General features: G+C 47.2%; 10 protein-coding genes, 1 other RNA gene and 1 pseudogene. 7 read left to right on the forward strand and 5 right to left on the reverse strand.

Annotated features, from left to right (window positions below; all coding sequences use genetic code 11):
* The 3 genes and pseudogenes from ABGY95_RS09995 to ABGY95_RS10005 all read left to right on the forward strand — a co-directional run.
* A pseudogene (locus ABGY95_RS09995) lies at positions 1–220 on the forward strand (spermidine synthase); the annotation flags it as partial.
* A gap of 773 nt (positions 221–993) precedes the next feature.
* Positions 994–2,790 (forward strand): translation elongation factor 4, encoded by a 1,797-nt coding sequence (gene lepA / locus ABGY95_RS10000; RefSeq protein WP_347441538.1) that lies wholly within the window; start codon positions 994–996, stop codon positions 2,788–2,790.
* Positions 2,791–2,897: 107 nt separating this feature from the next.
* Positions 2,898–3,578: a phospholipase D-like domain-containing protein gene (locus tag ABGY95_RS10005; protein ID WP_347441539.1), complete on the forward strand. Its 681-nt coding sequence runs from the start codon at positions 2,898–2,900 to the stop codon at positions 3,576–3,578.
* On the opposite strand, the gene ABGY95_RS10010 is transcribed toward ABGY95_RS10005, so the two are convergent.
* The 5 genes from ABGY95_RS10010 to ABGY95_RS10030 form a co-directional block, all read right to left on the reverse strand.
* Entirely contained in the window at positions 3,552–4,922 is a 1,371-nt protein-coding gene (locus ABGY95_RS10010; protein WP_347441540.1) for an AI-2E family transporter, read from the reverse strand. The genes ABGY95_RS10005 and ABGY95_RS10010 overlap by 27 nt on opposite strands.
* Positions 4,923–5,680: 758 nt before the next feature.
* A complete protein-coding gene (locus ABGY95_RS10015; protein ID WP_347441541.1) occupies positions 5,681–6,391 on the reverse strand; it encodes a YebC/PmpR family DNA-binding transcriptional regulator in 711 nt (236 codons plus the stop codon).
* A 112-nt stretch (positions 6,392–6,503) separates the two neighbouring features.
* On the reverse strand, positions 6,504–7,451 hold the full coding sequence (gene tilS / locus ABGY95_RS10020) for a tRNA lysidine(34) synthetase TilS (protein ID WP_347441542.1): 948 nt from the start codon (positions 7,449–7,451) through the stop codon (positions 6,504–6,506).
* Between the two features lie 147 nt (positions 7,452–7,598).
* Positions 7,599–9,281: a 30S ribosomal protein S1 gene (locus ABGY95_RS10025; protein WP_347441543.1), complete on the reverse strand. Its 1,683-nt coding sequence runs from the start codon at positions 9,279–9,281 to the stop codon at positions 7,599–7,601.
* A 294-nt stretch (positions 9,282–9,575) separates the two neighbouring features.
* Positions 9,576–10,646, reverse strand: coding sequence for an ATP-dependent 6-phosphofructokinase (locus ABGY95_RS10030; RefSeq protein WP_347441544.1), 1,071 nt, complete (start codon positions 10,644–10,646; stop codon positions 9,576–9,578).
* Between the two features lie 536 nt (positions 10,647–11,182).
* Between ABGY95_RS10030 and ABGY95_RS10035 the strand changes: the two genes are divergently transcribed.
* The 4 genes from ABGY95_RS10035 (at position 11,183) to ABGY95_RS10050 (ending at position 13,390) form a co-directional block, all read left to right on the forward strand.
* A complete protein-coding gene (locus ABGY95_RS10035) occupies positions 11,183–11,584 on the forward strand; it encodes a Minf_1886 family protein (protein WP_347441545.1) in 402 nt (133 codons plus the stop codon).
* Between the two features lie 151 nt (positions 11,585–11,735).
* Positions 11,736–12,091, forward strand: a transfer-messenger RNA (tmRNA) gene (gene ssrA / locus ABGY95_RS10040).
* A 106-nt stretch (positions 12,092–12,197) separates the two neighbouring features.
* A complete protein-coding gene (locus ABGY95_RS10045; protein ID WP_347441546.1) occupies positions 12,198–13,133 on the forward strand; it encodes a hypothetical protein in 936 nt (311 codons plus the stop codon).
* 83 nt (positions 13,134–13,216) lie between these two features.
* Positions 13,217–13,390 carry a hypothetical protein gene (locus ABGY95_RS10050; RefSeq protein WP_347441547.1) on the forward strand — a complete coding sequence of 58 codons (174 nt, stop codon included), beginning with the start codon at positions 13,217–13,219 and terminating at the stop codon, positions 13,388–13,390.
* Positions 13,391–13,520 lie beyond the last annotated feature (130 nt).

Genomic DNA, 13,520 nt, shown 5'->3' on the forward strand with positions numbered 1-13,520 from the left:
AAACCACAAAATGTATTCCCCAGCCTTTCTTGGCAAACTTAAAACCATCCTTAAACCCGGTGGGTGTGTCACCTACTGGCTGTCTGAGCCTGCTCCAAAATTCAAGAAGCTGCTTGGTAAGGCCGGATTCATTGTCGAAGAACACGCCGCCCGCCCACACCGCAAGGCTAAGCGATCTAGGCACTGTATCTACGTGGCACGAGATAAAGCTAAATTCTAACCGACCATCGTTCTAATCGCTTGTTTTTTCTTAAGCGGAAAGTCATCTGATTACTAAACTCTCAAATGTGACTCACCTATCGCACCTTGAGGATTTCAACAACTCTTGGCCCTATACTCAGGTGACCAAGTTTTTGTTGGTTGCTATGTGCTTCTCTCACAATTGAAATGGAATCATACCTCTTTCCACTCCTCTGATGAGTTCATAGTGAGCGATAAGTAGTCACACCTTCACAAATCAATTGGGTCTCCCCATCTGGCACGCTCGACTCAGAAGCGCGCACAGTCACAAAATAGGTTCAGGCTCTTTAATCGGGCTCGTTGCACCCGTGTACATGACACGGTGAGCACCACTCGAGCGCTTATTGTCACTGTGCACCAGATATGCCCAGCCAGAGCTTATCCAAGACCATTGTCTGCGTTTGGTTAAAACTCTGAGCAGGTGCACAGGGAACAAGCCGCAGTAGGGGCCTATCTGGAACAGCGTATGCAAGTGACTTCATATGCATGCCTTGATTCCTAATCAGTGGGTAGCACTCTTCAAAAAATCTCCAAACCCCACTGCATCACTCCAGAGAACATTAGGCCAAATAAAACATTTTCCATTCCTGAGGGTCACATCTGAGTTCATTCTCACAAATACAGAGGGAAATCAGTGAAAGTTGGCACTTTTTCCTGTAAAATCCCGCGATCTTGGATTCTCTTTCGTACACACACTTTCTGGAGAGTGCTGGCATCTAAGCGGCGCACTCCTATCAACCCAATCACTGAGATATGTCCATCGAGCTCACACGTAACTTTTCCATCATTGCCCACATTGACCACGGCAAAACCACCCTCTCTGACCGTCTGCTAGAATTCACTCAGACCGTGGCGCAACGCGATCAGCAAGCCCAGCACCTGGATGCTATGGATCTCGAGCGTGAGCGCGGTATCACCATCAAGTCACATCCAGTGACAATGAGCTACAAGGCGAAAGATGGTCAGACATACCAACTCAACCTTCTAGACACCCCTGGTCACGTGGATTTCTCCTACGAGGTCTCCCGCTCACTTGCGGCCTGCGAAGGGGCCATCCTCATCGTTGATGCGGCTCAAGGAGTAGAAGCTCAGACTATGGCGAACCTCCATCTTGCCAACGAGCAAGAACTGCAGATTGTCCCTGTAATCAACAAGATTGACCTTCCATCCTGTGACCTTCCTAAGGTTCACAAACAACTCGAAGACATCATTTGTATACCTGCTGAAGAAGCTATCCCAGCATCAGCAAAGACTGGCATTGGCATTGAAAACATTCTCGAAGCTATAGTTGAACGCGTCCCACCACCATCGGAGTTTGGCGACGACCTGCTCCGCGCATCTGTATTCGATTCACTTTACGACAATTTCCGTGGTGTGGTTTCTTATGTACGTGTTATCTCTGGTACCATGAAACGTGGAACGAGAATCAAGCTCTTCCACACATCCAATGCCTACGAAATAAAAGAAGTGGGTGTATTCACTCCAACTATGACTAAGCGCGACACACTCGTAGCCGGCGACGTTGGCTACGTGATTGCCAACATGAAGTCCGCTAGTGAAGTGAAAATCGGTGACACAATGACCGAGTCGAACAAGCCATGTAAAGAGGCCCTACCTGGATTCAAAGAAATCCAACCGATGGTCTTCTCTGGAATTTACCCAGTGGACACCTCTGACTACGAAGCTCTCAAGGTTGCGGTGGCGAAACTTCAGATCAACGACGCGGCATTCACCTTCATGGCTGAGTCCTCCGCAGCACTTGGTTTCGGCTTCCGCTGCGGTTTCCTAGGTCTCCTACACATGGAAATCATTCAGGAACGCCTCCGCCGTGAGTTCAACATGGACATCATTTCCACCTACCCTTCTGTTATTTATGAAGTAACTAGGACGAATGGTGAGGATCTCATAGTCGACAACCCATGTATGCTTCCTGATGCTCAACAGATCCAAGAGATCCGCGAGCCGATGGTGCGCGTTTTCGTCATGACGCCGGGTGATCACATTGGCGACCTGATGAAGCTCATCATGGAAAAACGTGGCATAATGGAGAATACCGAGACAATTGACGACCTGCGCGTCATGCTCACCTGCACACTACCGCTGGCCGAAATTCTCGTCGACTTCAACGACCGCCTCAAATCCATGACCAAGGGCTACGGTTCTATGGATTACGAACACAACGGCTATCGCACAGAAAAGATGGTGAAAATGGATATTCTGATTGCTGGTGAGCCAGTGGATGCCTTTTCAACTATCGTCCACCGCGACAAAGCTGAAAGCTACGGCCGCAAGCTCTGTGATAAACTCAAAGACGTGATCCCCCGCCAGCTCTTCGTTGTTGCCATCCAGGCTGCCATCGGAGGAAAGATCATCGCACGCTCCTCTATCTCAGCCATGAGCAAGAACGTGACAGCTAAATGCTACGGTGGTGATATTTCGCGTAAGCGCAAACTCCTCGAGAAGCAGAAGAAAGGTAAAGCCAAGATGAAGTCCATCGGTAAGGTTAACATACCACAGGACGCCTTCATCCGCGTTCTCAAGAACGACTGATACTCTATCGTAACGCACCCCTCTCGGCTTCCGAACATCCATAGCAAGTCGACTATTTCGTTACTCCAACGTGTAGTCTTCAATGCAATCGAGTCACTCACACCACCATGCGCGCAATTCAGCAGATCGAGCAAGTCCTTGAAGACTCCCTAGAGGACTTTTCCATTTCGCGCTCCGAGCGCAAAGAACTCAAGGAGCTGCTTAACAGGATTCAAGGTAACACCTCAGAACAAGCAAAAGTACGCCAAGTCGCATTTCGACTCGCCACTAAGGTGATGAATGAGATAGGAGAAGTGGCTGCAATGGACTGGCTCCAAAGTGTGATCAAGCTGCTCTATTCAAAAGAAGCTAGCGTAAAATCCTCTGGGTACTTCAGCCCTGGAGAAGATTGCCTCCACTGCATCCAGCGCTTCATATGCGAAGCGCAGAACACACTTGACATCTGCGTCTTCACCATCACCGACAACCGCATTGTCGATAATATCATCGATGCGCATCAGCGCGGAGTTAGAATCCGCGTCATTTCTGATGACGACAAATCTGAAGACTTAGGCTCAGACTTTGATTACCTAGAAAGCAAAGGAATCGACTGTGTGCACGATAAAACATCAGCCCACATGCACCACAAGTTCGCCATAGCCGATGACGTAAAGTTGCTTAACGGAAGCTACAACTGGACACGATCAGCTTGTATATCTAACAACGAGAATATCACTGTGACCAATCATAAACCCTTGGTCCAACAATTCCAAAAAGAGTTTCTAAGACTCTGGAAACATCTTCGATAGCTTACTGGTCTCTTCCGAGAGCTTCTGGCGCTTTTCTTCAGCCCCCTGAGATTGAGCCACTGCATCCATCAGAATTTGCTCATCAGTAGCGCCCGCAACGTTCCTCTCTTCCTTACTGATCGCCACAGCGATCCAGCGGAAGTCAGCACTATTGTCCATAGCTACCTTAACTAACATGGTCAAAGGAACCGCGAGTAACATACCAATTGGCCCCCAAATCCAGCCCCAGAAAATCACCGAGATCACTACCACTAAGGTTGAAAGTCCAAATCGACGCCCTAATAAAGTGGGCTCAAGTAGGTTCCCCAAGAAACCATTAATCAGAATGTACCCACCGGCAACCACCACTGCATCTTTCCAATCACCAGTAACTAGCAACGAAAGTAACACCGGAGGAATTCCCGCAATCACTGAACCAATTGCGGGAATGTAGTTGAGTGCAAAAGCTAGGATTCCCCACAACAACGGAAACTCCAAACCTACTGACCAACAAAGCACTCCAGCTAAGAAGCCTGTAAGTAAACTTACTAAAGTTTTAATCCCTAAATAACGCTGAATATCTTTGGTTGCACTCAGCATACGCTGGATGTTAGGACCACGGGCTTCGCAAATAGCATTAAATCGACGCCCAAACATCCGAGCCTCACTCAGCATAAATACCGTCAGTAACATCACAATAAATGATGTCCCAAGAAATGAGACTAATTTACCAAGGAAGTCCGTACCTAACTGCACTACCTTGTTCACACTCATATACTTTAATAGCTCTTCAGTCAGAACATCTATACCAGGTCGACTACTAACCGCCGGACCTGTGACAGCCTCAATCCCCTCAGACACGGCCAACTCATTCTCTGTGAGAGCCTCCTCTTCGCCCACCACAGCATCGTCTAAAGTTGTAGATACAGTTTCGCTAGTAAGCAAAGCTTCTTCAGCATCATTACCAATAGTGAGCATCCCCCACTTATCCATGAATTTGGATGTGTTGTCAGCCAATTGTGTGACTCGCTCTTTCGTTAGATCGTAGTACTTACTCTCCCACTTACTCTGAAGCTCACCAATCAACATGATACCGAGCAACACGACTCCAGCTAAAAATGCAAAGTCTACTAGCACTGTGATAAACACAGCAAAGCCACGTGGAACTCGATGCTCACGCAACCAATGAGTGATAGGAAAACTAACTGTCGCTATAAAAAAAGCGAGCAACACAGGCACAATAAATTCAGCCGAAGCTTTCGCTCCGGCTATAACTAAAACAAGGCTCGCTAGAACAATCAAAATTTTTGACGCTTCCGCTCCCTTGACTACTTTCACTGCTTTGTTTTGTCCCTTTTGGCCCATGTATTTGAGTGTGTGCTATCAAATCACTGACAACGCTACGACACTACGCTAGTTTAGTAGAAACAACAATCGATTCATGCGTTCCATTGTAAAAAAGTATGACATCCCAAGAATCGCCATCATCATCCCTATATCCAATTAATTAGAACACAAAAAAAGTGTATTCACAACCGACTCTAAATTACTACACCCATGTCAAAGTCGTCGATGGCGATAGCTCACTGGATACGCTGCGACAATATCCGCGAGTTTCCCGAACACAATCTAATACGAACCGCTACACCAAAGCGCGCTATATAAATGAACTTAGGGACTGAAAGCTGCGATTCTGAGCTATTACTTTACCTTCACGCAGACACAGTAGTTTCACATATGCAGCTGAGCAATTGCGCGGGCAAGTCGCAAAAGGAATAAAATATGGCAGCTTCCACCAAAAATTCACTCCTGCTAGCGCACTATTGGATTTCATCAGGGAGTAGCTCAATGGCGCAGCCGACTTCCATTTGAAGTTATGGTGACCAGACTCTCGTTGTCTCTAAATAATTATTCCAGAAACATTCAGGCTATCGTGAAATAACGAGCTTTGAAGACTGCGATATTTGCCTACCAGCTAAAAGGTTCGGCAAGCACGCTGTAATCAAAATACTGTTTACGAACAAGCGCTCGCAGATTTCCGGAAGCCCCCCCTTAAAAGTACTTCTCAATGACTTCTCTTTGAGTTGTAGATTTTTACAAGGGCTACATCATCCCAGTTAAAACTACCCAATGTTGGTGAAGACATTCAATACGTCTTCATCATCTTCTAGCTTCTCGATAAGGATATCAATTTCTTCCATTTGCTCATCAGTGAACTCCACTAAGCTATTCGCAATGCGCTCAGGACCAGCTTTTGTAATTTCAACCCCAAGCTCTTCAACTGCCTTAGATAACGAACCGAAGCTCGTGAACTCACCGAATGCGATCGCTTCATTTCCCTCAGCCTCGATCTCTTCAAGACCGTGATCGATAAGCTCTAGCTCAGCTTCTTCAATATCAAACCCATCAGGAGTGGTAAACTGCACCACAGCCTTACGCGTGAACATGAATTCCAAACCACCAGTTGGAAGTAACCCTCCACCATTCTTATTGAATGTGGTACGAACGTTGGAAAATGTACGCGTGTTGTTATCAGTAGCACACTCCACCCAGAGCAAAACACCATGCGGCCCCTTGCCCTCGTAGTTAATCTCGGTGTAGTTGACAGCATCTTTGGCAGTCGCACGCGCAATTGCCTTATCAATATTGTCTTTAGGCATATTTTCAGCCTTGGCTGTTGCGATCGCAGCACGAAGCTTTGCATTCATCTCAGGGTCATCACCACCCTCTTTCGCTGCCATTGTGATTGATTTACCTAACTTAGGAAACAACTTGGACATCTTGCCCCAGCGTTTCTCTTTTGCTCCTCTTCTGATTTCAAATGCGCGTCCCATAATGAATAAAAATTGTGATGCCGATAATTTGCGTTTTTAACGCGAAACTACAAGGCATAAGCGAAAGAATCGCATGCATCTCACGCTAGAGCACTCTTTCTCACGAAAACCATCATTCTATAAACAACCGCTGCTCTTTACGGCGGAGCCAGCGACCACCTGGAAGGTTACACTTTGCCGCAGATGCTGTGTCACAAATCCGTAAACACGTAGACACCAAATCCCTACTGAGATCAGCCACCCCATGTCGCCTGAGATACGCAAAAATTACCGAGCGCTGAATCACAGTATCGAGCTCTATAAATGCAGGTAGAAAGACTCTCCCTTGCGGGTCGAGTAACTTATCCAAATCAAGCTCACGCTCGATAAAGTCGCTTTGCTCACGACTCACCTCAGCGGCCCCATTTATCGCTGGGACCACCTCACGCTGCATTACCTCCTTTAACAAAGGCATCACTTCATTGCGTAGCCGGTTGCGCGCCGTAAACGCCTCAGCATTACTTGCATCCTCTCGGTATTCCACAACATACTTTTCCACGTATGCATCAATCTCTGAACGCCTAATCTCTAACATTGGCCTCACTAACTTTAAATCAACTCCATCAATAGCCACTGAGTTCTCAAAACTCATACCCTTTAACCCATTTGAACCACGCATCAAGTTGAACAGAATTGTCTCAGCCTGATCATCAGCATGATGCCCCAACAAAACCCCCTCAGCATTGTATTTCTGCTGAGCCCTTGAATAAACAGCGTGACGCACCTCCCTAGCCACCAACTCTAATCCCTTTTTCTCAGAATTCATGAGAGCCTGCACATCTACAGATTCAACATAAAATTCAATACCACAACGTGCGGCTAGATCCTTCACAAACACTTCATCAGAGTCCGAAGCCTCACCCCGCAACAGGTGATTCACATGCACAACAACTAAGTCAGTGAAACCAACTCTAACGAGAAGCTCTAACAACAACACCGAGTCTCTCCCGCCAGACACTCCAACCAACCATCGTTGACTTGAGTCAATGCGCTCCAGTAGGTTCTGTATTCTTTTGATCATCGTTTCTTAGTATGTGGTTAAAAAAATAATTACCCTAATTCTCTAGATCTGAAAACCGCCAACTGAAAACTCCTCGAAAAAATCGAGCAAAAAAAAGCGCTCTGGCCGGAGCCAGAACGCTTTGTGATTGATTCCTTGCGGAAGGTATTAGTCCTCTGATGGGCTCCACTCTTCGCCAGAAGCGAGATTGAATGCCTGCTCGAGTCCAACCATTTCGCTGGAAGGCTTGAGTGTCTCGAATGACTGTGACTCTTTCTTGAGTTCGTCTTCTGAGTACTCCACTGCCTTGATGGAAAGACCGATGCGACGCTCGACTTTGTCCACCTTGATAACACGTGCTTCCACGTCGTCACCAACCTTAAGTACGTCCTTGACGCGCTCAACATGCTCTTCAGATAGCTGAGAGATGTGGATGAGACCGTCGATGTCGTCCTGTAGGTTAACAAACGCACCGAATGATGCGATCTTAGCCACCTGGCCCTTAACGAGGTCACCAACCTTGAACTTATCGTCAATGTCAGACCATGGATCGTTTTCAGCTTGCTTAACACCGAGGGAAACACGCTGGTTTTCCTTATCGATAGAAAGAACAACTGCTTCCACTTCGTCGCCCTTCTTGAGGACTTCAGATGGGTGGTTGATCTTACGTGTCCAAGAAAGGTCGGATACGTGGATCATGCCGTCGATGCCTTCTTCAAGACCTACGAATGCACCGTAAGTAGTGAGGTTACGCACAGCGCCTGTGATACGCTGGCCAATTGGGTAGCGAGCTTCGATCGCGTCCCATGGGTTCTCTTCGAGCTGGCGAACTCCGAGGGAGATCTTCTGCTCTTCGATTGAGATACCGAGCACAACTGCTTCGATTTCCTGACCGAGCTCGAGAACGTCTGATGGACGTGTGATGCGCTTAACCCAAGAGAGCTCAGAAACGTGAACGAGACCTTCTACGCCGCGCTCGATTTCAATGAATGCTCCGTATGGAAGTAGCTTAGTAACCTTACCTTTAACCTGCTGGCTGATTGGGTACTTAGCTTCGATGTCTGCCCATGGATTATCAAGCATCTGCTTGATACCAAGAGAAACACGCTCTTTGTCACGATCAACATCGAGGATCTGAACCTCAATTGACTGACCGATGTGAACCATCTCAGATGGGTGTGAGATACGACCCCATGACATGTCAGTGATGTGAAGGAGACCGTCCATTCCCTGGAGATCTACAAACGCACCGAAGTCAGTGATGTTCTTCACGAGACCTTCAACCTTGTCACCAACGGTAACTGTCTGAAGGAATTGCTGACGGAGTTCTGCGCGCTCAGCTTCGATAACTTCACGACGTGAAAGAACGATGTTCTTACGCTCGTCGTTAACCTTAACGATTTTGAATTCGAAAATCTTACCAACGTACTCAGTGAGATCTTTTGGCGGGATGATGTCAACCTGTGAACCAGGAAGGAATGCTTCCACACCAACGTTGACCATAAGGCCACCTTTGACGACGCTCTTGACCTTGCCTTTGACAAGTCCACCGTCTTCGTAAACTTTGACGATCTTTTCCCAGTTCTGCTTGTGTGCAGCTTTTTCCTTGGAAAGAACGACCATGCCATTGTCATCCTCAAGCTTCATGAGGAGGACTTCTACACCGTCACCTACTTCGATCTCTTCGTCTTCGAATTCTGCTGTTGGAATAGCGCCTTCTGACTTGTAGCCGATGTCTACTAGGATTACCTGTGGACGGATGTCGATGATAGTACCATTGACGATGGTACCTTCTTTAAATTCACGGAACTTTGAATCGATCAAGTCCGAGAGTTCAGCATTAATGCTCATTTGTTGTTTTGTTTATGATTATTGATTCACCCTTCTTCCTGCATTGCCCTAGAAAAAGCGATTCGGAACCTAGGGCTCCAACATCCGAATCGCCGGAAGATGATGATCATTTCTCTCTATTAGTGAGAGAGCGGAAAAGGTAGGACTACTCGCAGTCATAGCAAGCAGAATAAACACATCAAACGCACTAATTTGAAGATTTTCCCGAGATTTCACCAAATACGAGACATTTCCCCTCATTCAGCAATGAAAAATCCCTATAATCTGACCTCAATCCAAACCAGCCTCAAGCTCCTAGTCACCCAAGCAAATACCAATGGCTCGAGCAGTATGAACCACCTGACCTTCAGGATCCACCTTGCGAACTTTATCCACAGCCTCCTCAATGGTGACCGAACTCACGTAATAAGATTGGTAGCTCACCATTCTTCCAAATCTTTTACCATGCGCCAACTCCACAGCTTTGACACCGAATCGAGCACCTAAAATACGATCTAGACTCGTTGGCTCTCCCCCACGCTGCAGGTGACCTAAAGTGCACGCTCTAGTTTCCTTGCCTGTGAGTGTTGAAATGCGGTCAGCAATCACCTCGCCAATGCCACCTAATCGAACACTATTGCCACACTCATCTTTAGTAATTAAATCACCATCGGGAAGACTCGCTCCTTCAGCGACAACAATCATCGTACTATGATTCCCTTTAGATTCGCGCTCTTTAATGCACGCGGCCACCTTCTCAAGGTTAAATTCAATTTCTGGGATCAAGACAATATTCGCACCACCTGCAATCCCGCCCCAAAGCGCAATCCATCCAGCAGAACGCCCCATAACCTCTACTACCATAACACGCTTATGGCTAACAGCGGTTGTATGAAGCCGATCTAAAGCATCCACCACACAAGAAACTGCACTATCAAAACCAAAAGTCATCGCTGTAGCCTGCAGGTCATTATCAATTGTCTTAGGCACACCAATCACTGGAATTCCAGCATTGTACAGATGTAGGGCAGTTCCTAGCGAACCGTCCCCCCCCACCACAATCAAGGCGCAAATATCGAGTTCCCTCAATGTCTCACGCGTAAGCGTAACAACCTGCTCTGCTATCTCCTTCAAATCGTCAGTCCCTAGTCTGCTGGCAAAATGACTTTTATTCGTGGTTCCTAGAATAGTACCACCTAATTTCATGATACCTACAGTATCCTCCGGATCCAACTGAACGTAATCAGCTGGAGGTAACAACCCCTCAAAACCGTCGCGAAAGCCAATCACCTCCATCCCTAGTTTTGACGCAGCCCCGACGACCCCATGAATCACGGCATTGAGTCCAGGACAGTCCCCCCCACTATTCAAGATACCGATTCGCATGTGCGTACCATAGCAAAGCGAAACCAGATTGCAAAAGATCTGTATCACAAAAATTTAGCCATCATTAGCTAGAGCAACTTTAGTACCTATTTCCTAACACTTTATGAAGGTTCTCACCAAGTTATTCACAATTATCCCCGAAGTGTTTACATATAGCTATTAGCCTGTAGCCCATCCTTGGTAAAGACGGCGTGCTACTAAGCGACCTTGGCAGTCTACCTATCGAGAGACTCTCGCTTTTGATCCACAATCAAAAAAAACTCAAGACACCTTATATAAGTGAGTTATATACGATGATACAATTCTCATAGTTAGAAATATAGCCAGCGTGTACGATACCAAACTTTATCTAACTCAATTCACAGCAACTAGCTCACCACATTGAACTTCACGCACTCCCTCCACCGGGGGATAAATGAGAACTAGTACACAAGTTATTCACAATCCAAATCAATCTTACTCACAAGTATTTCACATCAAAAGAAATTCACAGCTTTCGCTTGCATCCTCTCATTCAGAATCTCACTCTCATAGCTATGCAATCAATGCATTTTGACCAAGCTCTCTATAAGATTCATAAGCGTGATCCACGCTTTGCCCCTGACGCTTACGCCTTTTTGAAGCAAGCTCTCGACTTTACTGTCACAGAACACACCAAAAAGGATCCAGACATGTCACAGCACGTCACGGCAAAAGAATTACTCGATGGCTTCCGCAAGCTTGCCATTAGCGAATACGGCCCAATGGCATCCACGTTATTCTCCGAATGGGGAGTGAACTCTTGCTCCAACATTGGAGACATGGTTTTTAACCTGATTGAAGAAGGAATGTTCGGCAAACAGGATAGCGATAACCGAAAGGACTTTATTGAAGTCTATGATTTTCACGATGCCTTCGTTCAACCCTACCTACCGAAGTCTGCATCCCTCAAAGCATAGCTCATTCCCTCTTAGAAGCCTGAAACCCTATAAATGCTACTCCGAGTAGCTTTTCGGTTGCAAATCCCCAGCTCCTGTGCGAATTGTCACTCGCTGCTACTACTAACGTATTGGCGAAGTAAAAATGGCACCTGCCATCGTAAAATGATGTGGGGGCGTTTTGGTTTCGACTGGATGTTGGAAGGCCTGTTGCATGTAGAGGTTGATCAGCTGGCCTCTTTAAAAGCCGATCAAAACAAATAATTGCAGACTCTAACGAGCTCGCACTCGCTGCTTAATTGACAGTGACGCCTGAACCCATACGCCTATTACGGGGGATCGCGACTACTTAATAGGCTGGCTTGAAGATCGGGTTTCCGGGTTCGATAGTGAGACTAAACAGGAAAATCGGACAAGAGTGAGTGGCTGACAGACAATCTCTTTCTTAAAAAACTCTGACAGATAAACATGTAGACGCTTGCCCGAAAGGCATTTAGGACAGGGGTTCAACTCCCCTCGCCTCCACCATTTTAAGCCCTCTTTTGAACGCTTTCAGTTCATCTAGAGGGCTTCTTTTTGCCCAGGTATCTCCACCTTGATTGAAATCACTGTGTATTTACTGTGTGTTTTGAGCATGGGTGGCGAAAAAAAATTGGACGAATTATGGTCAAAAACTATCAGATCGGGTGGCTACGTCGTCGAGATTTCTGAAATCGCAAATGGCCGCGATAAAGGAAAATTTCAGATCGCTGGAACTCTCAACGGAAAATGGAATAGATTCGGCGTTCGCACCACTCAGGAAAAAGCCATCGAAGTGGCTGAAAAACTCGTCGAAAAAGAAGATCTCAGTCGCACTAGGATCAACACACTCAATGATGCGGAAGTTGCGCTCGTTATCCAATTTCTCGATTCAGGGATGACCGCCGATGATTTGAAGGCATTTGTGATGAAAACCAAACACACCAAGGCTAGCTCCCTAGCTGAAGTCCTGGACGAATGGTACGAAACCCAGACCGAACGCCACGAATACAGTGCCGATTACCTCACCGACTGGAAGTACGTGGTGAAAAACCTCAAGGAAGACCTCTCTCCCCAGCGCCAATTCAACACAATCGATACCGAAGACCTCGAGGACTGGCTCGATGGGCTCAGGAATATTAAGACAAAAAAAGTTCTAGGAGCCAAGCGCCACAAGAACTTGCGCGGTATTCTAGTCACTATTTGGAAGTGGGCTGCCGTACGAAAGCGCAGCTACGCCTCGGAGAACTGGGCCTCAGCTATCGAAGTCCGCCGCGAACTTGCCCGCTCTGGTGGCCACGAGGTTCTCCTCCCCACCGAGTTCTCCCTATTATTAGAGCGTGTAGAGACTCCCTTCATCCCCTGGTTCACCATCAGCGGCTTTGCTGGCCTCCCTCAGTCGGAGATCTGTGGCACCCGTGGCCGGCGAGAAGACCGCCTCAAGTGGCAAGACTTGACTGGAAGAACAAGCGCATCTCGGTGCGACCAGAAACCTCCAAGACACGACTCCACCGCTACACTCCAATATGCGATGCTCTCGCTGAGTGGCTAAAGCCATGTAAGAATTCCACCGGCTACGTCCACACCACCATCAATCCCTCATCCCACAACAAGCAAGGTTACTCCCAGCCTAGTATGCTGGGTGAGTTAATCGGTGGATGGCGCTCCAATTGCCTCCGAGCATCACGCGCCTCCTACCGTCTAGCCCAGACCAATGACATCGGACTCACCGCCTCCGAAGATGGCCACACCGAATCCATGCTCCGCAAAAACTACCTCAATCCCCTCCTGTGGCACTCGCTTCGTTAGTAACAACTCCTTTCAATAATGCTGTAGTATTAGCGTAGTATCTCATCCAATATTCTCCTCCTCCAGGGTATGTATCGTAAAATGACTCGCCTACCCCTAACCCCGCGTGACCTAGAGCTTCAGATGAATT

Origin of the sequence: Rubritalea sp. (assembly GCF_039830215.1) — a bacterium.
Classification (GTDB): domain Bacteria; phylum Verrucomicrobiota; class Verrucomicrobiia; order Verrucomicrobiales; family Akkermansiaceae; genus Rubritalea.

Bases quoted from the DNA above. Each gene is read 5' to 3' on its own strand.
- lepA (WP_347441538.1), top strand. From the start codon at position 994: ATGTCCATCGAGCTCACACGTAACTTTTCCATCATTGCCCACATTGAC.
- ABGY95_RS10050 (WP_347441547.1), top strand. From the start codon at position 13,217: ATGCTGGGTGAGTTAATCGGTGGATGGCGCTCCAATTGCCTCCGAGCA.
- ABGY95_RS10030 (WP_347441544.1), bottom strand. From the start codon at position 10,646: ATGCGAATCGGTATCTTGAATAGTGGGGGGGACTGTCCTGGACTCAAT.
- ABGY95_RS10015 (WP_347441541.1), bottom strand. From the start codon at position 6,391: ATGGGACGCGCATTTGAAATCAGAAGAGGAGCAAAAGAGAAACGCTGG.
- ABGY95_RS10025 (WP_347441543.1), bottom strand. From the start codon at position 9,281: ATGAGCATTAATGCTGAACTCTCGGACTTGATCGATTCAAAGTTCCGT.
- ABGY95_RS10005 (WP_347441539.1), top strand. From the start codon at position 2,898: ATGCGCGCAATTCAGCAGATCGAGCAAGTCCTTGAAGACTCCCTAGAG.
- tilS (WP_347441542.1), bottom strand. From the start codon at position 7,451: ATGATCAAAAGAATACAGAACCTACTGGAGCGCATTGACTCAAGTCAA.
- ABGY95_RS10010 (WP_347441540.1), bottom strand. From the start codon at position 4,922: ATGGGCCAAAAGGGACAAAACAAAGCAGTGAAAGTAGTCAAGGGAGCG.
- ABGY95_RS10045 (WP_347441546.1), top strand. From the start codon at position 12,198: ATGGGTGGCGAAAAAAAATTGGACGAATTATGGTCAAAAACTATCAGA.
- ABGY95_RS10035 (WP_347441545.1), top strand. From the start codon at position 11,183: ATGCAATCAATGCATTTTGACCAAGCTCTCTATAAGATTCATAAGCGT.